General features: G+C 46.7%; 25 protein-coding genes. 9 read left to right on the plus strand and 16 right to left on the minus strand.

Annotation, left to right across the window (positions count from 1 at the left end):
• Positions 1 to 44 precede the first annotated feature (44 nt).
• Positions 45 to 1,451, minus strand: a complete 1,407-nt coding sequence (gene abnB / locus KY305_RS04060) for an arabinan endo-1,5-alpha-L-arabinosidase AbnB (RefSeq protein ID WP_223061454.1) — start codon at positions 1,449 to 1,451, stop codon at positions 45 to 47.
• Between the two features lie 242 nt (positions 1,452 to 1,693).
• On the opposite strand from abnB, the gene hutP reads away from it, so the two are divergent.
• The 6 genes from hutP (at position 1,694) to KY305_RS04090 (ending at position 9,145) form a co-directional block, all read left to right on the plus strand.
• On the plus strand, positions 1,694 to 2,140 hold the full coding sequence (gene hutP / locus KY305_RS04065; protein WP_223061455.1) for a histidine utilization transcription antiterminator HutP: 447 nt from the start codon (positions 1,694 to 1,696) through the stop codon (positions 2,138 to 2,140).
• 113 nt (positions 2,141 to 2,253) lie between these two features.
• A complete protein-coding gene (gene hutH / locus KY305_RS04070) occupies positions 2,254 to 3,774 on the plus strand; it encodes a histidine ammonia-lyase (RefSeq protein ID WP_223061630.1) in 1,521 nt (506 codons plus the stop codon).
• 13 nt (positions 3,775 to 3,787) lie between these two features.
• A complete protein-coding gene (hutU, locus tag KY305_RS04075) occupies positions 3,788 to 5,452 on the plus strand; it encodes a urocanate hydratase (RefSeq protein ID WP_223061456.1) in 1,665 nt (554 codons plus the stop codon).
• A 1-nt stretch (position 5,453) separates the two neighbouring features.
• Positions 5,454 to 6,719 (plus strand): imidazolonepropionase, encoded by a 1,266-nt coding sequence (gene hutI / locus KY305_RS04080; protein WP_223061457.1) that lies wholly within the window; start codon positions 5,454 to 5,456, stop codon positions 6,717 to 6,719.
• Positions 6,712 to 7,662, plus strand: a complete 951-nt coding sequence (hutG, locus tag KY305_RS04085) for a formimidoylglutamase (RefSeq protein WP_223061458.1) — start codon at positions 6,712 to 6,714, stop codon at positions 7,660 to 7,662. Before hutI ends, hutG begins: the two co-directional genes overlap by 8 nt.
• 109 nt (positions 7,663 to 7,771) lie before the next feature.
• Entirely contained in the window at positions 7,772 to 9,145 is a 1,374-nt protein-coding gene (locus tag KY305_RS04090) for an amino acid permease (protein ID WP_396021508.1), read from the plus strand.
• 44 nt (positions 9,146 to 9,189) lie between these two features.
• On the opposite strand, the gene KY305_RS04095 is transcribed toward KY305_RS04090, so the two are convergent.
• From KY305_RS04095 to KY305_RS04125, 7 genes are all read right to left on the minus strand, one after another.
• Positions 9,190 to 10,491, minus strand: coding sequence for a pyrimidine-nucleoside phosphorylase (locus KY305_RS04095; protein ID WP_223061460.1), 1,302 nt, complete (start codon positions 10,489 to 10,491; stop codon positions 9,190 to 9,192).
• A 27-nt stretch (positions 10,492 to 10,518) separates the two neighbouring features.
• Positions 10,519 to 11,700, minus strand: a complete 1,182-nt coding sequence (locus KY305_RS04100) for a NupC/NupG family nucleoside CNT transporter (RefSeq protein WP_223061461.1) — start codon at positions 11,698 to 11,700, stop codon at positions 10,519 to 10,521.
• Positions 11,701 to 11,793: 93 nt separating this feature from the next.
• The gene (gene deoC / locus KY305_RS04105) at positions 11,794 to 12,462 is read right to left on the minus strand and encodes a deoxyribose-phosphate aldolase (RefSeq protein ID WP_223061462.1); all 669 of its coding nucleotides are present in this window, start codon (positions 12,460 to 12,462) and stop codon (positions 11,794 to 11,796) included.
• 90 nt (positions 12,463 to 12,552) lie between these two features.
• The gene (locus KY305_RS04110; RefSeq protein ID WP_223061463.1) at positions 12,553 to 13,494 is read right to left on the minus strand and encodes a DNA-binding transcriptional repressor DeoR; all 942 of its coding nucleotides are present in this window, start codon (positions 13,492 to 13,494) and stop codon (positions 12,553 to 12,555) included.
• 74 nt (positions 13,495 to 13,568) lie between these two features.
• On the minus strand, positions 13,569 to 14,381 hold the full coding sequence (gene yidA / locus KY305_RS04115; RefSeq protein WP_223061464.1) for a sugar-phosphatase: 813 nt from the start codon (positions 14,379 to 14,381) through the stop codon (positions 13,569 to 13,571).
• A 69-nt stretch (positions 14,382 to 14,450) separates the two neighbouring features.
• On the minus strand, positions 14,451 to 14,972 hold the full coding sequence (locus tag KY305_RS04120; RefSeq protein ID WP_223061465.1) for a hypothetical protein: 522 nt from the start codon (positions 14,970 to 14,972) through the stop codon (positions 14,451 to 14,453).
• The gene (locus KY305_RS04125) at positions 14,962 to 15,327 is read right to left on the minus strand and encodes a DUF3255 family protein (protein WP_223061631.1); all 366 of its coding nucleotides are present in this window, start codon (positions 15,325 to 15,327) and stop codon (positions 14,962 to 14,964) included. The genes KY305_RS04120 and KY305_RS04125 overlap by 11 nt, the downstream gene beginning before the upstream one ends.
• A 177-nt stretch (positions 15,328 to 15,504) precedes the next feature.
• Here KY305_RS04125 and KY305_RS04130 point away from each other — a divergent pair, with 177 nt between their 5' ends.
• Positions 15,505 to 15,900 carry a hypothetical protein gene (locus KY305_RS04130; protein WP_223061466.1) on the plus strand — a complete coding sequence of 132 codons (396 nt, stop codon included), beginning with the start codon at positions 15,505 to 15,507 and terminating at the stop codon, positions 15,898 to 15,900.
• A 161-nt stretch (positions 15,901 to 16,061) separates the two neighbouring features.
• Positions 16,062 to 16,424 (plus strand): hypothetical protein, encoded by a 363-nt coding sequence (locus KY305_RS04135; RefSeq protein WP_223061467.1) that lies wholly within the window; start codon positions 16,062 to 16,064, stop codon positions 16,422 to 16,424.
• A gap of 66 nt (positions 16,425 to 16,490) precedes the next feature.
• Here the strand turns inward: KY305_RS04135 and KY305_RS04140 are convergent, their stop codons facing one another.
• Positions 16,491 to 16,730, minus strand: coding sequence for a hypothetical protein (locus KY305_RS04140; RefSeq protein ID WP_223061468.1), 240 nt, complete (start codon positions 16,728 to 16,730; stop codon positions 16,491 to 16,493).
• Between the two features lie 118 nt (positions 16,731 to 16,848).
• Here KY305_RS04140 and KY305_RS04145 point away from each other — a divergent pair, with 118 nt between their 5' ends.
• Entirely contained in the window at positions 16,849 to 17,811 is a 963-nt protein-coding gene (locus KY305_RS04145; protein ID WP_223061469.1) for an iron-hydroxamate ABC transporter substrate-binding protein, read from the plus strand.
• Positions 17,812 to 17,854: 43 nt separating this feature from the next.
• On the opposite strand, the gene KY305_RS04150 is transcribed toward KY305_RS04145, so the two are convergent.
• The 7 genes from KY305_RS04150 to KY305_RS04180 form a co-directional block, all read right to left on the minus strand.
• On the minus strand, positions 17,855 to 18,202 hold the full coding sequence (locus KY305_RS04150; RefSeq protein WP_223061470.1) for a YxeA family protein: 348 nt from the start codon (positions 18,200 to 18,202) through the stop codon (positions 17,855 to 17,857).
• A gap of 16 nt (positions 18,203 to 18,218) precedes the next feature.
• Positions 18,219 to 20,084, minus strand: a complete 1,866-nt coding sequence (locus tag KY305_RS04155; RefSeq protein ID WP_223061471.1) for an FtsX-like permease family protein — start codon at positions 20,082 to 20,084, stop codon at positions 18,219 to 18,221.
• Positions 20,059 to 20,832, minus strand: a complete 774-nt coding sequence (yxdL, locus tag KY305_RS04160) for an ABC transporter ATP-binding protein YxdL (RefSeq protein ID WP_223061472.1) — start codon at positions 20,830 to 20,832, stop codon at positions 20,059 to 20,061. Before yxdL ends, KY305_RS04155 begins: the two co-directional genes overlap by 26 nt.
• A 144-nt stretch (positions 20,833 to 20,976) precedes the next feature.
• Entirely contained in the window at positions 20,977 to 21,954 is a 978-nt protein-coding gene (locus tag KY305_RS04165; protein WP_223061473.1) for a HAMP domain-containing histidine kinase, read from the minus strand.
• Complete coding sequence (locus KY305_RS04170; RefSeq protein ID WP_223061474.1) at positions 21,951 to 22,640, minus strand: response regulator transcription factor; 690 nt, start codon at positions 22,638 to 22,640, stop codon at positions 21,951 to 21,953. The genes KY305_RS04165 and KY305_RS04170 overlap by 4 nt, the downstream gene beginning before the upstream one ends.
• Positions 22,641 to 22,811: 171 nt before the next feature.
• Positions 22,812 to 24,254 carry a sensor histidine kinase gene (locus KY305_RS04175; RefSeq protein ID WP_223061475.1) on the minus strand — a complete coding sequence of 481 codons (1,443 nt, stop codon included), beginning with the start codon at positions 24,252 to 24,254 and terminating at the stop codon, positions 22,812 to 22,814.
• Complete coding sequence (locus KY305_RS04180) at positions 24,251 to 24,973, minus strand: response regulator transcription factor (RefSeq protein ID WP_223061476.1); 723 nt, start codon at positions 24,971 to 24,973, stop codon at positions 24,251 to 24,253. The genes KY305_RS04175 and KY305_RS04180 overlap by 4 nt, the downstream gene beginning before the upstream one ends.
• Positions 24,974 to 25,043 lie beyond the last annotated feature (70 nt).

The following is a 25,043-nucleotide window of genomic DNA, read 5'->3' on the forward strand; positions in this document are numbered from 1 at the left end:
CAACGTAAAGGAGTTTTTTAATCAAAATAACGTTTTTGATTAAATCACTTCACACCCCAAACAGCCTCACCATCACCACTCAACACACTAAACGTCATTACATCCTTCTCCCGCGCAGAATCCCACTCCTTCAAAAAAACCCCGTCATAGCTCACACCGTTTAATACGATTTGTGCTTTGTAGTCCCCGGTTTTTTTCCATGTTCCGGTCATTTCCCCGGAAATGGTGCCGTTTGTGTTGAGGCGGACGATTTTTGGGGTTTTGATGGCTGCTGTGATGTCTTTTCCGTGCTGGATGAGTTTGTAGGTTCCGGCGGCGGCTGTCTTTGATATGTTTTCCGGTGATTCTCCTGTATAGCGGTAAGGGGCAGCGAGCGGCCAGCCGTCTTTGTTCATGTACAGCTGGTGGACTCTGACTTCGTGCTCTTCGCCTCTGTTCGGGAAGCGGGTATGAAAAATCAGATAGGTGCGTTTTGTTTTATCGTCGTAGAAAACGGAGTTGTGGCCCGGTGAGACGTAGCCTGTGCCCTTTTCGGGTTGTGCTGCGAAGTTGTAGCTGCCCATGAGTTTGACGCCGTACGGTTCGATTGCTTTGTCGTCGAAAAAGGTGCCTTCTTTTCCTTTGGCGTCTAGCATGTTATGTCCTGCGGCGTCATAGTACGGGCCGTTCGGGTTTTTGGAGCGGGCGGCGCGTATGTTGTAGCCGCCTGTTGCATCAAGGCCGCCGAATGACAGATACAGATAATAGTATTTCGTTTCCGGATTGTAGCTGATGTAAGGGCCTTCGATCCGGCTGTGATGTCCGCCGAGCAGTTTTTTCCCGTAGCCTTGGTTCGGGAGCGGAAAGCCTGTTTTCGGATTCATTTCTAAGATAAAAATGCCGCCTGAGTAGGAGCCGTATACCATCCAGAGCTTGCCGTCTTTATCAAAAAACGTTTGCGGGTCGACGACGTTCGGATGGATGGCTGCATTGTATGTCGTGCCGTCTTCGCTTTTCCCGTCCATACCTGATTTCAGAAAGACGCCTTTATTTTTGTAGGGGCCTTCTATGCTGTCACTCACGGCAACGCCAAGAGCGGATCTTGGCGAATCTCCTTTACAGGCGTTGTAGTACATATAAAACTTGCCGTCCGAAAGCTTAACGACGTCCGGCGCCCATAATGTATCAGACTGGGCCCAGTCGAAGGTTTCTTTCAATTCTGCATAGACGTTCGAAATCAGCGGGTTGTTGTTATTGACGCTTGTCGAAATTTGCTGCCACTGCATCAGGTTCTTTGATTTTGCGGAAGCCAAATGCGAGCCGAATACATAATACGTCTCTCCCGTTTTGATGACGGACGGATCATGGACGCTGACTTCTGAGAATACCGGATGCCGGGCTTTTGCCTGCGGCAGGGTAAACCCGATGACGGCTGCTGTGATCAGGCACACGCAAAAGAAGCTGGTTTTCATTTACGGACATCTCCTCGCTCTCCTCTTTTAATAAAATGCTTTCAAGACAACGTTCCATTTTATGACGCAGGCAGCGGGAGTATGTGAAAAAATGCTGCCGGATTCTTGATTTATCACTGCACTGCGATAGCAAACTGATTTGTGAAAGGCTGGAAAAAAAGTTTTGACTTCTGATGCATAAACACTTAATATAAAAAACAGTTATTAGTTATCAGAATATTTAAGAATTGAGTGAAGCATATATGACCTTACACAAAGACCGCCGTATCGGGCGATTGTCCGTCCTTCTTCTGCTTCATGAGTCTGAAGAAAGCCAGCAGATCAGCCGGCTTGAACGTGACGGCTGGAAAGTCTGTCTCGGCAAGGTAGGTTCAATGGATGCGCATAAAGTAGTAGCTGCAATTGAAACCGCTTCCAAAAGAGGCGGAGTGATTCAATCAGAGGGGTATCGGGAATCACATGCACTGTATCATGCGACAATGGAGGCCTTGCACGGAGTGACCCGGGGCGAAATGCTGCTTGGCTCGCTGCTTCGGACGGTCGGCCTCAGATTTGCCGTATTGAGAGGGAATCCTTATGAGAGTGAAGCCGAGGGCGATTGGATTGCCGTTGCACTTTACGGAACGATCGGAGCTCCGATTAAGGGGCTTGAGCATGAAACATTCGGAGTAGGAATTAATCACATATGAAACAGCCCATAGATCTTAGACGATAGGGGGCTATGCGTGAAAGTTTATTTTCATGGCATAGCCCCTTTTTGCATGGGCGCTTTATCAAAGTAAAGAAAAAAGGGGTTGAAATGATGGTAACGTTAGACGGTTCCTCACTGACAACCGCAGACGCCCAGCGTGTGCTGTTTGATTTCGAAGAGGCTGCAGCTTCCGCAGAAAGCATGGAGCGCGTGAAAAAAAGCCGGGCGGCAGTGGAACGGATGGTTCAAGAAGAAAAGACCATCTATGGCATCACAACGGGGTTCGGCAAATTCAGCGATGTGCTGATTCAAAAGGAGGACGCCGCGGCTCTGCAGCTGAATTTAATTCTCTCCCACGCATGCGGCGTCGGTGATCCTTTTCCTGAATCTGTGTCGCGGGCGATGCTGCTTTTGCGCGCTAACGCCCTCCTAAAAGGCTTTTCCGGCGTGCGGGCTGAGCTGATTGACCAATTGCTCGCGTATTTGAATAAACGCATCCACCCCGTCATTCCCCAGCAGGGATCGCTGGGGGCAAGCGGGGACTTGGCACCGCTTTCTCATCTCGCGCTGGCGCTGATCGGGCAAGGTGAAGTCTTTTTTGAAGGCACCCGGATGCCGACGATGGCCGCTTTAGAAAAAGCAAAGATAGAGCCTGTCGTACTGACCTCTAAAGAAGGGCTGGCGCTGATCAACGGTACGCAGGCCATGACTGCGATGGGGCTTATCGCTTACATCGAAGCAGAAAAGCTGGCCTTTCAATCAGAACGGATTGCGAGCTTAACGATTGAAGGCCTTCAGGGCATTATGGACGCGTTTGATGAAGACATTCATGCCGCCCGCGGCTATCAGGAACAAATTGATGTCGCAGAACGAATCCGCTATTACCTGTCAGACAGCAAACTGACGACAGTCCAAGGCGAACTGCGGGTCCAAGACGCTTACTCGATCCGCTGTATTCCGCAAGTTCACGGCGCGTCCTGGCAGACGTTAGCATACGTGAAGGAAAAATTAGAAATTGAGATGAATGCAGCGACAGACAACCCGCTCATTTTTCATGACGGGAGCAAAATCATTTCAGGCGGAAACTTTCACGGACAGCCGATCGCGTTTGCCATGGATTTTCTGAAAATCGCAGCAGCCGAGCTTGCGAATATTTCCGAGCGCCGTATTGAACGGCTTGTGAATCCGCAGCTGAATGACCTGCCGCCCTTTTTAAGCCCTCAGCCCGGCTTGCAGTCCGGAGCGATGATTATGCAGTATGCGGCGGCCTCCCTCGTGTCGGAAAATAAAACGCTGGCCCATCCGGCAAGTGTGGATTCCATTCCGTCATCGGCCAACCAAGAGGACCATGTCAGCATGGGAACCATTGCTTCAAGGCACGCCTATCAAGTGATCGCGAATACAAGGAGGGTGCTTGCCATTGAAGCCATTTGTGCGCTTCAGGCGGTGGAATACCGGGGCATAGAAAACGCATCCACGTACACGAAACAGCTGTTTCTCGAAATGAGAAAAATCGTGCCGTCCATTCAAGAGGATCGTGTTTTTTCCTACGATATCGAACATCTGAATGAATGGCTGAAGAAGGAATCCTTTCTGCCGGATCAGCATCACCAAAAACTGATGACAAATTAAGGGGGACGAACAGATGACTGACGTTAAAAAATTAATCCGCGCCAACCGGGGCACTGAACTTGAATGCTTAGGGTGGGAGCAGGAAGCCGTGCTTCGCATGCTTCGAAATAACCTCGATCCGGAGGTCGCGGAGAAGCCGGAAGACCTGATTGTGTACGGCGGAATAGGCAAGGCCGCGCGAAACTGGGAGGCTTTTCACGCCATTGAGCGCTCTCTCAAAACGTTGAAAAATGATGAGACGCTGCTTATCCAGTCCGGGAAACCGGTCGGATTATTCCGCACGCATGACCGCGCGCCCCGCGTTCTTTTAGCCAATTCAGTTCTTGTGCCGAAATGGGCCGATTGGGAGCACTTTCACGAGCTTGAGAAAAAAGGCTTGATGATGTATGGGCAAATGACGGCCGGCAGCTGGATTTATATCGGCTCGCAAGGCATCTTGCAGGGCACGTATGAAACCTTCGCTGAGCTTGCGGGACAGCATTTCGGCGGCAGTCTGAAGGGAACCCTGACGCTGACGGCAGGACTTGGCGGAATGGGGGGCGCCCAGCCGCTGTCTGTGACGATGAATGATGGCGTCGTCATTGCCGTGGAGGTGGATGAGAAGCGGATTGATAAACGGATTGAAACAAACTATTGCGACCGTAAAACATCGTCAATTGATGAAGCCCTGCTTTGGGCCGAAGCCGCCAAACAAGCCGGAGAGCCTTTATCAATCGCCCTTCTCGGCAACGCAGCAGAGGTGCATCATGAGCTTCTGAAGCGCGGGGTCAGCATTGACATCGTCACCGATCAGACATCGGCCCATGACCCGTTAATCGGTTATATCCCGGCAGGCTATTCGCTCAAAGAGGCAGATCGCTTGCGCCATGATCATCCGGACCTATACGTGACCCTTTCCAAGCAAAGTATGAAAAAGCATGTGGAAGCCATGCTCGCGTTTCAGGAGAAAGGGTCGATTGTCTTTGATTACGGCAATAATATCCGCCAGGCGGCCAAAGATGAAGGCCTCGCCGAAGCCTTTGATTTTCCGGGTTTTGTCCCTGCTTACATCCGGCCTTTATTCTGCGAGGGCAAAGGGCCGTTCCGCTGGGCCGCTCTCTCCGGTGATCCTGAAGATATTTACCGTACGGATGCGTTATTAAAAGAGCTGTTTCCGGAAAATAAAGCCCTTCACCGCTGGATTGACATGGCGCAGAAAAAAGTCACATTCCAAGGCTTGCCGTCACGTATCTGCTGGCTCGGCTACGGAGAACGGGAAAAGATGGGCCTCGCTATCAACGAATTGGTCAGAAACGGCGAGCTGAAAGCACCGATTGTCATTGGAAGAGACCATTTGGACTGCGGGTCTGTCGCCTCTCCGAACCGGGAAACCGAAGCGATGAAAGACGGCAGTGACGCGGTCGGCGATTGGGCCGTGCTGAATGCGCTTGTCAACACGGCGTCAGGCGCAAGCTGGGTATCCTTTCACCATGGCGGCGGCGTCGGCATGGGTTACTCTCTCCACGCCGGTATGGTCGCAGTCGCTGACGGCAGTGACCTTGCCGAAGAACGGCTCGCCCGGGTTCTGACAAGCGATCCGGGAATGGGCATTATCCGCCATGCGGACGCCGGATATGAAAAAGCATCTCAAGTCGCCGAGGAACAAGACATTATGATTCCGATGAAAAAGGAGCGGTAGCATGCCGAAACAAATTGACACGATTCTCACCAATATCGGCCAGCTTTTGACGATGGAATCTAGCGGCCCGCGCGCAGGCAGAAGCATGCAGGATCTTCAAGTCATAGAAGATGCCGTTATCGGCATTCACGATCAGCGCATTGTCTTCGCCGGAACGAAAGGAGCTGAGGCGGGATATGAGGCTGACGACATCATCGACTGCGGGGGGAGGCTGGTCACCCCCGGCCTCGTCGATCCCCATACCCACCTTGTGTTTGGCGGGTCACGCGAAAAAGAATTAAATCTGAAACTCCAAGGCATTTCTTATTTGGATATTTTAGCGCAAGGCGGCGGCATTTTGTCCACGGTGAAAGAAACGAAAGCTGCCTCCGAGGAAGAATTGATCGAAAAAGGGCTTTTTCACCTAGGGCGCATGCTGTCATACGGCATCACGACAGCTGAAGTGAAAAGCGGGTACGGACTCGACAAAGAAACGGAACTGAAACAGCTGATCACGGCTAAGAAGCTTCAGGAACGCCAGCCGATTGACCTTGTCTCTACCTTTATGGGGGCGCATGCGATTCCTCCTGAAGACCGGGACAGCCCTGATGAGTTTCTGAACCGTATGATCGCCCTTTTGCCTAAAATCAAAGAGAAACAACTCGCCCAATTTGCAGATATTTTCACAGAGACGGGCGTCTTTACAGTCAGCCAATCACGAAGGTACTTAAAGAAAGCGGCCGAAGCGGGTTTCGGGCTGAAAATCCATGCAGATGAAATTGACCCGCTCGGCGGCGCGGAATTGGCGGCAGAATTACACGCTGTCTCGGCCGATCATTTAGTGGGGGCATCGGATGAAGGCATTCAACAGCTTGCTGCATCAGGAACGATCGCCGTCTTATTGCCGGGCACGACTTTCTATCTTGGAAAACACACGTATGCCAGAGCGAGAGAGATGATTGATGCGGGAGTGCGGGTCAGCTTGGCAACCGATTTTAATCCGGGAAGTTCACCGACGGAAAACCTCCAGCTGATCATGTCGATCGCCGCACTTCATTTAAAAATGACTGCTGAAGAAATTTGGCATGCCGTAACCGTTAATGCCGCTTACGCCATCGGTAAAGGAGAAGAGGCCGGACAGCTTAAAGCCGGCCGTTCGGCTGATCTCGTCATCTGGGAAGCGCCGAATTACATGTATATTCCATATCACTACGGCGTCAACCACGTACACCGGGTCATCAAGGATGGGAAGACGGTTGTCACAAGGGAGGGAGCGGTTCTTGGATAAATATCCTTTTCTCAAAAAGGCCGGCTCCCTTTTCAAAGACCGCCATGTGACAAAAGTGGGCGATCTGACGGAGACATGGACGGGGCAAACGATCAAAGGGCCAGCCTTGATCGGCGTCCCCCTCTCTAAATCATCCATCAGCCATTCCGGCGCATGCTTTGCCCCCGGCGCGATCCGCCGGGCGCTGGGCGGTATATCCGCTTATTCCGCAGAGCTTCGGGATCATGTCACAGATCATCTATATGATGTGGGCGATATTGATATTCATGTCACGGATATTGTGAAATCGCACGAGCAAATTTATCACACGATACATGACCTTCTGACGGATCAGCCTGATTGGGTGCCGTTTGTGCTTGGCGGCGACAATTCGATCAGCTATTCCACCGTAAAAGCCATTGCACAAACGAAAGGAACGACGGCGGTCTTTCAATTCGACGCCCACCACGACGTCCGCAACACCGAGGACGGAGGGCCGACAAACGGCACGCCTTTCCGGCGCCTTTTAGACGAGAAAGTCATAAACGGCCAAAACCTGATCCAGCTTGGCATCAGAGAATTCAGCAACAGCTTTGCATATGAAGAATATGTGAAAGCGCATCAGGCGGATGTACACACAATGGAAATGATTCGCGATAAAGGGCTTGTCCAAACCATTCAAGAGATCTTGCCGGCTGTTCAAAAAAGAGCGGATTCCATTTTTATATCGGTTGATATGGATGTGTTGGATCAAGCTCATGCGCCTGGCTGCCCTGCGATCGGACCTGGAGGCTTGTATACCGAAGAACTGCTTCAGGCCGTCAGGTTTTTAGCACAAGAAGCCAATATTGCAGGGATTGAAATTGTGGAAGTCGATCCCACACTCGATTTTCGCGATATGACGAGCAGAGCTGCAGCTCACGTCATATTGCATGCGTTAAAAGGGATAAAATTGTCACATTAATCGTGATGTCCGGCAGACGTGCTTGGCTGCCGGGACATTCTCATGTCATGTAAAAGGGGGAATCACGTTGGATGTTCATAAAGGCAGCGGCACTCAATTGAAGCGCACCATGAAAAGCAGGCATTTATTTATGATTTCATTGGGCGGCGTCATTGGGACGGGGCTGTTTCTGAGTACAGGTTATACATTGAGCCAAGCGGGACCCGGCGGGACGATACTCGCCTACTTAATCGGCGGCTTCATGATGTATCTCGTCATGCAGTGTCTCGGAGAATTATCGGTAGCCATGCCCGTGACCGGATCGTTTCAAACGTACGCAACGACGTTCATCGGACCGTCAACCGGATTTATGGTGGGCATCATGTACTGGGTGAATTGGGTGGTTACGGTAGGCTCAGAGTTTACCGCCTCGGGTATTCTCATGCAGCGCTGGTTTCCCCACAGCAGCGTCTGGATGTGGAGCGTGATGTTTGCCGTTCTCCTTTTCGCGGCCAATGCGTTCTCGGTTAAATTATTCGCGGAGACAGAGTTTTGGTTTTCCAGCGTCAAAATTGTCACCATACTTTTATTTATCATTTTAGGCGGCGCCGCGATGTTCGGCCTGATCTCATTACACGGAGCGGCTGAGGCCCCGATGCTGTCGAATTTCACTGATCACGGCGGACTGTTTCCGAACGGCTTTCTCGCGGTTTTTATCGCCATGATATCCGTAAGCTTCGCCTTTTCAGGGACGGAACTGATCGGAATTACAGCGGGAGAAACCGCAAATCCGGCAAAAGATATTCCGCGTTCGATCCGAAATGTCGCCTGGAGAACGGTGATCTTTTTTATCGGCGCAATCTTTGTGTTATCCGGCCTGATTTCCTGGAAAAAAGCCGGTGTCATTGAAAGCCCATTTGTGGCGGTCTTTTCCCAGATCGGGATTCCTTATGCCGCAGATATTATGAATTTTGTTATTTTAACGGCACTGCTTTCTGTAGCAAACTCCGGGCTGTACGCCTCCACCCGGATGCTCTGGTCTTTGGCCAACGAAAATATGATCAGCTCCCGCTTCAAAAAAATCACCCCAAAGGGTATTCCGCTGAACGCCTTAATCGCCAGTATGGCCGTTTCTTCCTTATCCTTGATCTCCAGTATTGTTGCTCCGGGGACGGTATACGTGGTGCTGGTGGCAATTGCGGGGTTTGCCGGAGTGGTTGTATGGATGAGTATCGCACTGTCTCAGCTTTTGTTTCGGAAGGACTTTCTTAAAAAGGGCGGAAAGGTCACAGATTTAACCTTTCGCACGCCGCTTTACCCTCTCGTTCCCATCGCTGCAATGATCTTATGTTTTGCTTCCTGCATAGGCCTTGCGTTTGATCCCAATCAGAGAATCGCCCTTTTTTGCGGAATCCCTTGTATTATCCTTTGCTACCTCATTCGCTTTTTTAAGAAAAGGCAGCCGAAAGAAGCCGTCCGTGAGATACAGAAAACAATGTCATAAAAAACGGCACATACCGATGAAGTATGTGCCGCTTCTCTATTTTCTTATTCCGTAATCAGCGTATGAATCAGCTTCGGTGCTTCCGCCTTTTCCGCAATGCGGATGTTGTCATAGATTTTAGTGATGACTTCGTCAACGTTTTCGCGGTTGGCGTAAAGGGTGACGAGCGCCTCGCCTTTTTCGACTTTATCGCCGACTTTTTTGCGGAGCATGATGCCGACGGCCAGGTCGATATCGTCTTCTTTTGTTGCGCGCCCCGCGCCTAACAGCATGGCGGCGACGCCGATTTCGTCAGCAACGATTTCTGATACGACACCCGCTTCCTTAGCAGGAACGTCAATTTTGTATGCCGCCTGCGGGAGTTTGGACGGATCGTCAACGACAGAGCCGTCACCGCCTTGGTTGTTCAGGAATTCCTTAAATTTCTCAAGCGCTTTGCCATTTTTCATGACTTCCTGAAGCTTGGCTCTCGCTTCCTCCAATGTCTCGGCTTTTTTCGCTAAAACGACCATTTGGCTGCCGAGCGTGAGGACAAGTTCGTTTAAATCTTCCGGACCTTCTCCCCTCAAGGTATCAATGGCCTCTTCAACCTCAAGCGCGTTTCCGATCGCATAACCGAGCGGCTGTGACATATCAGAAATGACAGCCATCGTCTGGCGCCCTACATTGTTTCCGATACGCACCATCGCTTTGGCGAGGTTCACGGCGTCTTCGTCCGTTTTCATAAATGCACCCGCTCCCGTTTTCACATCAAGCACGATCGCATCCGCCCCTGCGGCGATTTTTTTACTCATAATAGAGCTTGCGATCAGCGGAATGGAATTCACCGTTCCCGTCACATCACGAAGCGCGTACAGTTTTTTATCAGCAGGCGTCAAATTGCCGCTTTGGCCGATGACGGCTACCTTGTCGCGGTTTACAAGCTTGATGAATTCATCTTTTGACAGTTCCACATGAAACCCTTCAATGGCTTCCAGTTTATCAATGGTTCCGCCCGTATGTCCGAGGCCGCGGCCGGACATTTTAGCGACGGGAACATCGAGAGCTGCGACAAGCGGAGCGAGGACAAGTGTTGTCGTATCGCCGACCCCGCCCGTTGAGTGCTTATCAACTTTAATGCCTTCAATGGCAGAAAGATCAATCGTTTCTCCTGAGTTTACCATCGCCATAGTGAGATCAGCGCGTTCTTGATCCGTCATATCCTGAAAGAAAATTGCCATCGCCAGTGCGCTTGCTTGGTAATCCGGGATGCTGCCGTCCGTATATCCTTTTACGAAAAATTGAATTTCTTCCGTTGTCAGTTCTTTTCCGTTTTGTTTTTTTATAATAAGATCTACCATTCTCATATTAAGTCACCTATCCTTCGTTTATGGTCAGTAAATCAATCCGACGATTGCCGCTGTTAAGAAGCTGACAAGCGTGGCGCCGTATAATAATTTCAATCCGAACCGCGCGACGACGTTTCCTTGCTTTTCATTTAATCCTTTCACCGCGCCCGTGATAATTCCGATGGACGAGAAGTTAGCAAATGAAACGAGGAAAACAGATACAACTGCCTGCGTATGCGCGCTGAAATGAAAACTTCCGGATGAGAGCGACTGCATAGCGACAAATTCATTCGATACCATTTTAGTTGCCATAATGCTTCCGGCGCTTACCGCTTCATTCCACGGAATGCCGACTAAAAACGCAAATGGCGCGAATACATACCCAAGCAGCGCCTGGAAAGTAATGCCGAAGACCGCGCTAAAGATTCCATTAATCAAAGCAATGAGCGCTACAAATCCGATCAGCATCGCCGCTACGACAACGGCGACTCTGAATCCATCCATTATATACTCACCGAGCACTTCAAAAAAGGATTGTTTTTCTTCTTCAGGGACGACAATGATATCCTCTTCTTTGCTCACGTCATACGGGTTGATGATCGAAGCGATAATAAATCCGCCGAATAAGTTCAGCACGAGCGCCGTCACGACATATTCAGGTTTCAGCATTGTCATATAAGAGCCGACAATAGACATGGAAACCGTCGACATCGCTGATGCGCAAAGCGTATACAAGCGCTGCTCTGATAGAAAGCCGAGCTGCTTTTTCAGGCTGATGAAAACTTCTGATTGCCCTAAGATCGCTGATGCGACTGCGTTGTAAGATTCAATTTTTCCCATTCCGTTCACCTTGCTTAAAGCAAGACCGATATATTTTGTGATCAAGGGGAGGATCTTCCAATGCTGCAATATTCCGATTAAAGCGGAAATAAAGACGATCGGCAGAAGCACGCTCATGAAGAATGTGGTCTGTTTCGCATTCACAAGCCCGCCGAACACAAAGTTGATTCCTTCTGATGCATATTCCAGCAAGTAGTTAAATCCTTTTGCAAAGCCGCCGACAAGATAATTACCGATACCGGTGTTGAGGAGAATATAGCCAAGAATCAGCTGCAGAACAAGCATGACGGCTATCGGCCGAATTTTAACTCTCTTTTTCCCATTGCTGGCGAGCCAGGCGAGACCTAAAAACACAATGATTCCAATGATTCCGATAAGATACTTCATGTGTGTTCTCCTTTTATTTGTATTCGCTTACAATTTTTCATGCACGAACGAAAGAGAGAGGATGACGGAAGCAAAACGCTTCCGCACCTTTCCTTAATAATTGTCGCTGCTGCCGCCGTCGCCGCCTACGATGGATACGCCCGCACTTGCGCCGATCCGGCTCGCGCCCGCAGCAATCATGCTGTCAACATCAGCTTTCGTTCTGATGCCGCCTGATGCTTTTACTCCAATGTTCGGTCCGACTGTTTTGCGCATTAAAGCGATATCCTCAGCCGTTGCCCCGCCTGTAGAAAACCCTGTTGACGTTTTGACGAAATCAGCGCCGGCAGAAACCGCCAAGCGGCATGCGCGCTCTTTTTCTTCATCTGTCAGCAGGCATGTTTCGATGATGACTTTGACAAGCGCTTTTTTGGCCGCAGCTTCGACAACCGCGCGGATGTCAGCCTCGACTGCATCGTTATCGCCGTCTTTTAAAGCGCCGATATTGATGACCATATCAACTTCAGTTGCCCCTTTTGAGATGGCATCCTTCGTTTCAAATGCTTTCGTTTCCGTTGTAGTCGCGCCGAGCGGAAAGCCGATAACGGTACAAACGTCAACACCCGTGCCCTTTAGTTCTTCTGCCGCGAGTTTTACCCAAGTCGGGTTCACACAAACGGAAGCGAACTTGTATTCTTTTGCTTCTTTTATCAGTTGTAAAATATCTGCTTTTTGTGTATGCGGTTTCAAAGCAGTATGGTCTATTTGACTTGCAATTGACATTGTATGCACTTCCTTTTTACTAGGATACGTTTAGAATAACCGAATTTTGAACATATGTAAATTGGTAAATGAAATTATGTTCAATAATTGTCACATTTCTTGAACAAGTACTTTGGCCGTATGCTGATCGACAATCAGGACATTCGCATATTTTCCGGTCAGCGCCCCGTGAATGGCCGGGACTTTTCTGCTGCCGCCCGCAACCAAGATGGAACGCTCCTTCATTTTTAAATCAGCTAGCTCCACACCGATTGTCCTATCGTTAATACTGCTGCTGCAAATATTGCCCCCGGCGTCAAAGAAACGTGAACAAATATCCCCGACTCCGTGTTTTTTCAGCAATTGCTTTTCTTCTTCGCGGAAATAACCGAGTCTGAAAAGCAGCGCCTCATCCCGAACAGTTCCCACCGTAAACAAAGCGATATTGGCTTGTTTGCCCATTTCGATGATCCGCTTAATATGCCTGTCCTGCTCCACCATGTTTTTCACATCGGCATTGTCAAATATAACGGGCAGCGGCAAATATCTCGGCATCGTCTGGAAAGCCTCGGCAAACAGCTGAATCGTTTCAGACGAATACGTATTGACATTGGAATGGCTGATGCCGCCTTTCAGCTGCACCACTTCAACGCTCTTTACCTGCTTCGGTTCCATATTCCGGGCCATTTGGTACATTGTCGTTCCCCAGCTTACACCGAGAATGTCGCCATCCTTTACGGTTTTATGCATATAGTCTGCGCCGTAGCGGCTCAAGTAATGTGTAATTGCCGGGTAATCGGCACTGGGAGAAAAGACGACGTGCGCCTCAAGCAGACCGTATTTCTCCTCCAGCTTCGCACCGAGTTCATCCAAATCCTCAAACGGGTCCATGACACGGATTTGGACATATCCTTTTTCTTTGGCGTACTGAAGCAGCCTCGAAACGGTCGGGCGTGACAGGTTAAGCTGTTCCGCGATTTGCTGCTGGCTGTAATCCGATTGATAATATAGTTTTGCGGCTTCTATGCTGAGCTGCTGTTTTTCACGATCCATATCGGGCCTCCCCTCTTCTCTTCGCTATCATATCACCAAAACAAGCCGTAAAAAAGCACCCTCTGATAGGGTGCCTATTTTTTCAGCACAAGCTCCTGAATCGCATGTGCGACGCCGTGTTCGTTGTTTGATTTTGTCTCATAGTCGGCAATCTCTCTTACTTCCGGGATGGCATTGGCCATCGCCACGCCGCAGCCGGCCCATTTAATCATGGACATGTCGTTGCCGTTATCGCCGATCGCCATGACGTGTTTTTGCTCAATGCCGAGCTGTTCGGCGAGGAGTTTGACTGCGTTTCCTTTGCTGACTTTCGGATGAAGAATCTCATGAAAGAACGGCGCGCTTTTGACCATTGTGTACTTTTCTCTGTATGATTCCGGGATCAATTCGACCGTTTTCTCCAGCTTCTCCGGATCGTCGATGAACATGGCTTTCGGAATCAGAATATCCTTCGGCACCTCATCAATCGTGCGGAAATGAAGCGGCACTTTCGTGATGTATGATTCGTATACCGTGTATTCACTGATATCACGGTTCGGTGTGTATAAATTCGCCGAATCAAAGTAATGCATCGGCGTGTCCAGCTGTAAGCTCAGCTCATGTAACGATTGCAAGTCTTCAAAGCCTAAGGATTGCTCAGCTACGACACCGTTCGTATACGTGTTTTGGACAAGGGCGCCGTTGTAGGCAATGACGTAGTCGCCTTCTTCCTTTAAATTCAGCTCGTCCAAATACCGCTGCACTCCGCCGAGCGGACGGCCTGTGCAGAGTACGATATTGACCCCTGCCGCTTTTGCGGCATTGAGCGCCTCACGGACTTCGGCTGTGACTTCATGATGATCGTTTAAAAGTGTTCCGTCCATATCTATCGCGATTAACTTGTACATCTTGCATCTCCTTCGTGTTGTTTTCGTCTAATGATCTCATCATATCGTTTTTTCATTTCTCAGTTCAATCTAAAAAGACGTTTTTCTCCTTATGAACCGCGTTTGTTTTCGGACCGGAACCCGCCTTCTTCTTCGGCCGGTCTCCTCTGTTTCAACGCCGCTTTCTTTTTTCTGCTTCATCAGCATCAGCCCTGCCATTAAGAAAGGAATGGCCGCCAAATCCATAACGGCAAGCTTCACTCCCATCGCTGCCGGAACGTATCCCCACAATGAATAGCGGTTCCGCCTGATCATCACATAAGAAATGATTTCTAACATGATAAAAACGGCATTCAGCCATAAATAAATGAGCAGAGCCGCAAACATAAAGAACAGCAACGTATTCCGCATCGTCCCCGAATAAAGCAGAGAACGCATCATATCTGAAAATGAAAAAGACTGCATGGTGCCGTTTACAACATTCGGATTATAGATGGTAAAATGCCCGAACTTATTTTCAATCTGAAAGAAGAGCCACAACAGCGTAAACCATTGAATCATATGTATGATGACTCCCGTTAAAACGAGCCGGTCGGCGGCTTTATTTCTCATGTTTATCCTCCTCGCCTGTTTTCATTCGTTTCATCGTTTTTGTTTCTCCGTTTTCAATCCAGATCAGCGTACCGTTTTTTCCCCTTTTTAATGTGCTTTCGGCAGGGTGGAGGGAGCCGAGATACTGAATCGTGATGGTTCCGTCTGTATTTTGGGATAACACTTTGTAAGCTTTAAAAGGCAGCTCTACTTCTCCCCGGCCTTTAATCACTTGCTTTGTCAGTACTTTATCCTTCGTAAACGTGACGGTTTCTGATCTCACCCCGTCCATCGGCCCCGGATCCAGGCCTTCATCCCATGTTCCGTAATAAAAAGGCGTTTCGTCCTCTTTCTCCTGCTGGCAGCCCGTCATCATCACACATGCGGCAATAAGAAGCAGCGCGATGAAGCCTATGCCGTGAGAATGTGTATTCGGCAGTGTGATCACCTTCCTTTAAAACCCTTTTTGCATCCTTTTGCTGGGCAAATGCCGTGGCACTGTGCGATTGACTACATAAGGTATAAAGAAATTGACTAATAAGGAGAATGATGAATGAACCCATATCAGTACTACACACCCCCTGGTTATTTCCCTCAGCAGGAATATGAAGTGAGCCATGTTGAATATGAACCGTATCAGCAGGAAACCTATTATGCGCCCTATCAGCAATATCAACAAGATCAGCAAGACGATCGGCAAACGACGGCTTTAGAACGCAGAGTCGCCCAGCTCGAAAGACAAAACGTTCAGCAAACGAGAGAGCTTACCCGCCTGTCAAATGAAGATCAGCGCCAAAACCGTGAACTGACGCGAATGAATGAACAAATCGGACGGTTAAGCCAAGCGATTGAGCTTCATACCCGCCGCTTAAACCGGCTGAATCAGCGCCTGCGCACTGTTGAAAACAGACTCAATATTCCCTTCCACTCCACTGAAGGCGGTTTCTGAGAAAAAGGCCGGAATACAAAGCTCACAGGCAATATCGAGCCTTGTATTCCGCCCTGTACATAGAAAGGTAAATAATTGAATTCCTGTATTTGATGAATGCCGCTCTTATTCCTTCACATGATAAATATGTAAATCCAATAACCCAATGGAGGTTTTTTATCATGTATCAAAACCAATACAGCGGAAATCAATTAAATCAATGCCGCCAAACAGCGCAGCAGCTCATTCAGCAGACACAGCAAAGCAGCAATCAGTATAAACAAATGCTGCAGCAGGAACAGCAAAATATTCAAATACTTCAGCAGGTGCTTAACCATGAGCAGCATGCCGTGCATACTATTCAGCAAGCGCTGCAGGGCCATGAAATGGCGATCCAAAAATGCCAGCAGATCGTAAATATGTGCAACCAGCTGCAGCATGAAGTAAGCGGACAAATGTCTTCATCTATGATGAATTCAAACGTTTCTTCATTCCCGCAAAGCCAGCAGCACACACCATTCCAACAGCATTCATATCAGCAATAACCGCTTCATGCAAATGACAAAGCACGATGATGCCGGCTTTGTCATTTGTTTTTTACCGATGTTTTATCAAGTCAATGTGCCGGTCGGGTTTTCCGCCGAATTTGCCTCCGCCTTGAAATGATCCATAAAGGCAGAAAATAAGCGATTGCCAAAATAATAAAATAAATAAGACCGTATTTCAGCCTGTTTTTGTTCTTGGCTCTGTGACCGATATAGAAAAAAGCCAAAACAGCGCAAAGGGCACGAAGCAGCCACCAGCTGTGCAGCACTTCCCGCCATACCCCTCTTTTCGTAAGAAAAACCCATTCCCTCTCCTATACCACTATAACATGGATAATCAAGGAAGGTTTTCTATAAAAATCATAGACGGTCTCATGTCTTCCTGCTATATTAATAATGATAATCATTATCAAGGAGGATAATTATGAAGAAACAATCATGGCTGATCGGTCTGGCACTCCTGCTTGTTTTTGCTTTAAGCGCGTGCAACGGCGCGAATGAAAGCAGCGGGTCAGTGTCCGGCAAGGAACAGACGGACATGCGTACATACCACTCATCTAAAGGCAATGAAAAAATACCCGCGCACCCGAAGCGGATTGTCACTGATTTTTATGCGGGAGAGCTGTTCACCGTTGACGCAAATGTCGTCGGAGCCGGCTCATGGTCCTTTAAAAATCCGTTTATCAAAACACAGCTGAAAAACGTCACGGACATCGGCAATCCGGTCAATGTCGAGAAAGTCATGCAGCTGAAACCAGATTTAATTGTGTTAATGAAAGATGACCAATACGATAAATTGTCTAAAATCGCACCGACAATCGTTATTCCGTTTAACACCGCAAAAAATGTAAAAGACACGGTCAGCTTATTCGGAGATATTGCCGGAGCGAAGGATAAAGCGAAAAGCTTTATGGCGGACTTCAACAAAAAAGCGGAAGCAGACAAAAAGAAACTCGAAGGCGTCATCAGCAAAGACGCGACATTCGGACTTTTTGAAAGCACGGATAAAGGAGAGCTTTGGGTCTTTAATGACAATTCCGGGCGCGGCGGCCAGGCAGTGTATAACGCACTCGGACTGAAAGCGCCGGCCAAAGTGGAAAAGGACATAATGAACACGGGGGCAATGAAACAGATCTCCCAAGAAGTCATTCCTGAATATGCCGCTGATTATATGTTCATCACCGATTACAACCCGAACGGAGAAAGCAAAACCCTCCAGCGGCTGAAGGGATCTTCCATTTGGAAAAACCTAGATGCCGTGAAGAACAATCATGTCTTTATCAACGACTTTAACACCTTTTATCCATATGACCCGATTGCCGTCAGCAAACAGATGGATCTGATCACTGACATGCTGATCAAGCGGGCTGAAGAAAACAAAAGCTAAACAAAACGGCACAGAGTTTTCTCTGTGCCGTTTGCTGTATGGTTTAATGAAATTTTGACTGCACGATGTCCGGCATCTCTTCATACTTGACTTCTTCCCAGGTCTCTACATACTTTCCTTTTGCCTTGACCTTCAGATAAGCTTGCTTCCGAAGTTCTCCTCCGGCAAAAAAGGTCACTTCTTCTTTTTTTCCTGACTGATCATATCCGTCTAATGTATATTCAATACCGCCCGGGCTAAGATGTTTGCCATCTCGATTAATCTGTACATATACATCTTGTTTGTGAATAAATGGATTGATTCTGTCTGTAACATCATTATGAAAAAAGAGAATCCCGCAAATCACGGCAGCGGCCGCCAAGACGGCCAAGATTGCCAATACCTTTTTCATCTGTATACTCCCCTTACTATTTCATTTTTTTCAAATAGCTTGACCGCACTACGAGGAAGAACAGAAGCTGAAAGATGAAAAATCCTCCGATGGTGAGACTGAGCGGCCCCGCTACATCGGAATAGCCTTCCACTATCAATGTTCTCAAGGCAAATAGCGTATGCATGACGGCAATGACAAATGGAAAGAAGAAGAGAATTGCCAATTGTATCGTCACGCTTTGTGACATTTCACGCTCACTCAGACCGATTTTGGCCAATGAACGGTAACGCGTCCGGTCCTCATCTAAATCGGTGAACAGCCTGAAATATAAGAAACTTGCTGCCGCGACAAAGAAGACGATCGCGATAAACAGGCCGATGAATAAACTCAAGCTCGGCAGCTGCACCGTATCATAGTAGGTTCCGGCTTTTGACATAAAATCAGAATGCACGTCGATATAGTTGCCGTAAATCTCATTTTTCAAGGATTCGCTGATCCCAAGACTGTCTTTCCAATGATCGTAGCTGTAGCCGTATAATGACGCTTTGTCACCGAGTGATTTCAGCTGATCAAAGGTTTTATCGTTTACCGCGATGATGGCATTCAATGAGATCAGCGGTTTTTTGACTTCTTTTATTGACAGCTTTTGATCAGATGGCTTGCCTTTTTGGTTCAGCAGCTTCAGCTGATCGGGCGCTTCGTTTTTGAGATTGCGGTCATACGTGCCCGGGAAAAAGACAGCCTCATCACCTTTCAGGCCGTTCAGTTTAACATGGAAGTATTTTGATATATCCGATTCGCTGATCATGTAAACAGGCGGAACAGTTTCTCCTTCCTGATAGCGAACATAAGAAATATCTATTTTGTCTTTCTTATACGCAAAGCCGTGTGTTTTCAGTTCATGGTCAATTTTTTTCAAATGAGTCTGTTCTTTTGGATTGTTGCTGTAAGATAAATACTCCATCTCATAAGCTGACTCTTCCGCCCCGACGGTCGCTTTGTACATGGCGAGCACGCCCGTAGCCGTAAACGCCACCGCGGAAATAATGCTGACAATAAAGAACAGGCGGGCGTTGTCTTTTAAGCGGTAGACAAGATCAGAAACCCAAATGACATTTTTCCCGCGCAGATAAAAGGTTTTCCACTTCTTCAAAGCCCGCAAAATCCAGATGCTGCTTTGGCTGAAGAAGAAATATGTGCCGATAACTGTGAGCAGTAAAATGATGAAAGGCTCATACCCGTGCACATTGCCTTTGAGGACCATTCCGTACCCGGCCGCAAGGCATCCGACGCCGAATAATGACAGAATCACAGACGGCTTCGGCTCCGGTTTGATTTTTTCAGTGCCTTTGATCAGTTTAATAATCGTGTTTGCTCTGATAAAAAAGATCGTGAATTGCGATAAAAGGAAAAATAAGAGCAGGAACCCGCCGGCCGTAATTCCGAGCGCTTTCCAAGGCATATATAAAGGCAAAGCATCCATTTCTAAAATATAAGCCCCGACTGTAAAAAACGTTTTTGAAAAGATAAAACCGCCGATAATGCCGGCCGCGATCGACATCACGCCGATGATCATATTTTCCGCAGTAATCAGCGCTCTGAGCTGTCCCGGCGTGATTCCCTGCATAAGCAGTATGCCGAATTCCTTATTCCTTGATTTCAGGAATGCATTCACGGAATACAGAACGAACAAGAAAGAAAAGACAAAAATCATCCATTCGGCTGCGGTTAAGCCCTTTTTGGCAATGTTATTCAAGTAGCCTTCCTTCAAAGCCGGATGAAATAAAAACATGGCAAAAGTAAAGAAAATCAATACAGAAAAGGCGCTGCTTAAAAAGAAAGCGAGATAGGCCCTTTTGTTCCTCGTGACATTTTTATAAGCGAACTGAAGAAAGGTCATTTGCGTTTCCCCCCAGCATAGACAGCACATCAAGGATTTGTTCATAAAACACTTGGCGGTTTTCCCCGCGGTAAATCTCGTTAAACAGCTCGCCGTCTTTAATAAAAATGACGCGGCGGCAGTAGCTCGCCGCAACCGGATCGTGGGTCACCATTAAAGCCGTAATCTTGTCATTCTGATTCAGGCTTTGCATCGTCTCCATGACATCCTTCGATGCTTTGGAATCAAGGTTTCCCGTCGGTTCATCAGCGAGAATGAGGGACGGCTTATGAATGACCGCTCTTGCGATGGCGGCCCGCTGGCGCTGGCCTCCGGACACCTCGAACGTCCGTTTATTCAGCAAATCTTCAATCCCCAGCTTCCCGGCGATGCCGTGCAATTTTTCTTCCATCACAGACGGTGATTCTTTTTCAAGCGTTAATGGCAGCATGATATTTTCACCGATCGTCAGCGTGTCCAGCAGATTGAAATCTTGAAACACAAATCCAAGCTGCTTGCGGCGAAAATGGGCCAGCCGTGTCCGCTTCAGATGATGCGGGTTCTCCCCGTGAATCAGGATATCGCCGGAATCCGGGCGGTCAATCGTTGAGATGATGTTCAAGAGCGTCGTTTTTCCTGACCCTGACGGCCCCATCACCGCCGTGAACCCGCCTTCTTCTATTGAAAATGAAATTTGTTTTAAGGCTTGATAGGATACTTGTCCTTTGTAAGTTTTATTTATATGTTTAACTTCAAGCATATTCGCCATGAGAATCCTCCTTATGGTTTTATTCTTGTTGATCCACGTGTTTTTCATGTGGCATCGGGGCTTTTCAACGAAAAAATCCCCTTGACGTAAACAAATCTTATCAAGGGGAAACAGAATGTGCTATGTCGTTTTCTTAACGCAGCCTTACACTTTTGTAAGAAATGAAAATCGAACCGCTGTCCCTTCGCCGGGAGAAGAGCTGATCTCCACCTCATGATTGAGCTTGCCCGTGATTTCTTTGACAAGGTGCAGGCCGATGCCCGTTGATTCTTGGAAACGGCGGCCGTTTTCGCCGGTATAATAAGGGTCAAATACCCGCTTCAGATCCTGAGAAGGAATGCCGACGCCATGATCTCTGACCTCCAGCACCGTCTTGTCCCCGTCTCGGAAGACGTTCAGCTCAAGCCTGTCACTCATTCCGGCTGAATACTTCACCGCGTTTGTCACCACCTGGCCAATTGCGAATTTCAGCCATTTGGCATCGGTATAAACCTTGTCCTCGGCGAGGATTTTCATTTTAGGATATACCCGGTATTGGATAAAAAATCGTTTATAGCTTTGAACAATGGATTGAACGAGCTCGGATAAGGAAACCGCCTCGATTTTGAAATCCCTCTCAAACAAATCAAGCCGTGATGAGTAAAGGAGCGTCTCAAGCCCGTATTCAATCTGCCGGACTTCTTTTTTGATTTGTTCAAAAATCGGCTCATCCTCTTCCTGAACGATTAAATTAATGACAGAAAGCGGCGTTTTCACTTGGTGGACCCATTGGTTCATATATGTCACCCTTGCGTCAAGCTTGGCTTCCGTCTCATGGAGCTTCTGATGCTGCAAGCGGATCAGCTCCATCTGCTTTTCATAAAGCTCTGAACAAAACACCGAAGAACCGAGAAAAGGAATCTCCGTATCGTCCTGCCCCGAGCTGACCCACTCATAAACGCCGCGTTCCTTGTACCAGCGGTATGCCAAGTACCCCGCCAAAATCAGAAGCTGCACGCCCAATATATAAAAAAGATGAGAAAAAGAATGAAGACCCGCAAACCAATAGTAAAAGAACACAAACAAACCTTGGAGGAAAAACAGCAGGATTAACACCGTATGGGATCGCAAAAACAGCTTCATGACAGCGTCCTCAGCTGATAGCCTTCGCCCCGCACCGATTCAATCGAAACAGGCACACCGAGCTCCCGCAGTTTTTTACGCAGCCGTGTAATATACACATTCAGCGTATTGTCATCCACAAAAATATCAGTGTCCCACGTTTTTTCCATCAGACGGTCTCTTCCCGTCACCTTTTCTCCCCGCTCCAAGAGCACCTCAAGCAGCTTGCTTTCCTTCTTTGACAGTTCGCTTTTTTCATCTTGATAACGCAATTCAAACCGTTCCACAAAAAGCTGCACGCCGGCATATTCGATCACTTTTTCTCCTTGCTTTGCGGCGTACTCGCCATATGCCCTGCGGATTTGGCTTTTGATTTTCGCCAATACGATATCATAGGAAAACGGTTTTTCTATATAATCATCACCGCCGTTTTCAATCGCCAGCACCTGATCCATTTCCCCGTTTCTGGCTGAAATGAAAATGATGGGGCTTGTCGAGTGCTGGCGGATCTGGCGGCACCAATAATACCCGTCATAGGACGGGAGGTTGATATCGAGCAGCACCACATCAGGTTTTTCCCGCAAGAATACATCCAGAACAGACGTAAAGTCAGAGGTCACCACTGTTTGATATCCGTACTTCTCTAAATAATTCCGCAATAGCAGCCGAATGTCTTCACTATCTTCCACAATCATGATTTTATTCATACAATCCATCCTCCAAAAGGATACGGCTTTTCGGAGCCATTATTTTGATGCCCCCATCATAATGCTTTCATCAGTTCTCTGCAACAAGAGAAAGCGGGCCTTTATAAAAGACCCGCTTCACCCTTTCTATAAAGTTCCTTTTTAAACTTAAGATGGATTATTCCTACTTTTCTAATTGACGTTGTTATATTTAGATGGTGGATCCGGGAAGGTAATTTTAAATGTTGTGCCAACTCGCGGTTGACTATATATATCAATATTTCCCCCATGCGCTTTGATAATTTGTTTAGCAATAGCCATTCCTAATCCAGTACCTGAGTTATTTGACGAAGCACTTATACCTCTGAAATACCGGTCGAATAAACATTCAACCGTCTCTTCATCCATTCCTACCCCATCGTCTTCAATTATAATTTGTATTTCATTGTCATGTGACACTTCCTGATATAATATGACCTTGATTTTGGTACCCGGAGGATTATGTTTAATACAATTAGCAATCAAGTTTTCAATTGCGCGCTTTAAGTACCTTTCATCCATTTTAAAAAGTATTTCATTCTGTCTAGATTCTAAAGAGAATCTCTTATTTTCTGACTCCGGTAACAATTTCATTTCTTCTAAAATATTATTAATTACTTTCACTACGTTTTTTTCTTCAAGATGGATTGGAAGCGCCTCATTTTTCAATTGAAAAGTTAAGTTAAAATCTTCAATCAGCTTTTCCATATATTCGACACGTTCTTCCATTATTCTGGAAAAATCACGCACTTTCTGATTTTCCCACTCATATTCATTTGAAGATAAAAGGACCGTATATCCCTTAATAACCGAAAGAGGAGTTTTTAAATCATGTGAGACACCTGCCATCCACTCTTCTCGTGTCTTTTCTAATAATTCTCTTTCAGTCTTATTTTTTTTAAGCGTTGAGGTAAGTTCAGACAACGCTTGCATTAATTCCTGATAGGTCTTATATCCAGATTTATTATGTCTATGTTTGCTTCGAAGAAACTTCCAATAATAAAAAGGTTCTTCATATTTTTCTTTAGACAAATTTTCAATCCAAGATACAATAAACAGCAGAGGAGCACCTAATTTCTTTCCGTAAAATAGTGCAATTACAATTCCTACAATAATAATAGAAACAATCCACAAATTATTCACCCAATAAAAAAAAGGGTTGTTGTTTTCTATTGGCTTTCCCAATACCCATGTTACATCCTGATTGTTTTTAATTTCGTACCACGTAGATAATTGATAACCTTTTTTGGCAGGATACATATAATCTGAGATTAACTCTCCAATAATATAATGCTCAGGTATATTTTTGGGTTTATTAAAAGAAAAAACCTCATCTCCTTGTTCATCTAAAATTTGCATCCACATCTGGTTCTCTAATAAATCTTCTTTTGCTTTCGTATTTATTGAAAATTGTTTATCTGCAATAACTGTTTGGTCAACAATTTTTTTTATGGATAAGTGTGGAGTTTCCATTTTATTCTGACCCAAGACGAGGCTGAATAAAATGATACTAATCACAATGAGTAGACCCCAAATAAACATGAGTAAAAAAAGTCGCGATACGAAGTAAAATGCTATCCTATTTCTCAGCTTCAAAATAAATCCTCATTTATAGGTGCTACTTCAAATATATAACCTTGTCCTCGAACCGTTTTAATCCATTTAGGTCTACTCGGATCTTCCTCTAATTTTTCACGTAATCGTCTTACATGCACCATTACGGTACTATCTCCGCCATAAAACTCCCCCCACACATCTTTATAAATTTGGTGTTTACTTAAAATCTGATTAGGATGTTCACAGAAATAAATCAGAAGTTTCATTTCTTGAGCAGGGCAGTCTATTCTTGTCCCGTTAACAACAAGTCTTCCGGTATTGGGATCTATTTTAAAATGTTCATAATCGTATACCCGTTTTAGAGGGTGAAAAGATGAGAGTTGAGTAGTTCTCTTTAATTGGGCTTTTACACGAGCTACAATTTCTAGTGGATTAAATGGTTTTGTAATATAGTCATCTCCCCCAAAACTAAACCCTTGCAATTTATCTAAATCTGTTGTTTTTGCCGTTAAGAAGAGTATCGGTGCATTTGTGTGCGAACGAATTTTTCTACATAAGGTGAAACCGTCAATGTCCGGAAGCATTACATCCAATAATATAATATTCGGAAGTTCTTGTTTAATGTTCAACAGGGTTTCGGTCCCTGTCATAGCTGTTGATATATTGTTAAACCCTTCCTTTTCAAAGCAAGTTATTAATAAGTTTAAAATATGTTCATCATCATCAACCATGAGGATTTTGTTCTCTTCTAAAGTCATAAATTATCCTCCTTTTTATTTCTTATTTTATATGAAATCGAATACATAAAAGTGGAAAAAAGGAAAGAAT

Source organism: Bacillus sp. YC2, assembly GCF_019891195.1.
Classification (GTDB): domain Bacteria; phylum Bacillota; class Bacilli; order Bacillales; family Bacillaceae; genus Bacillus.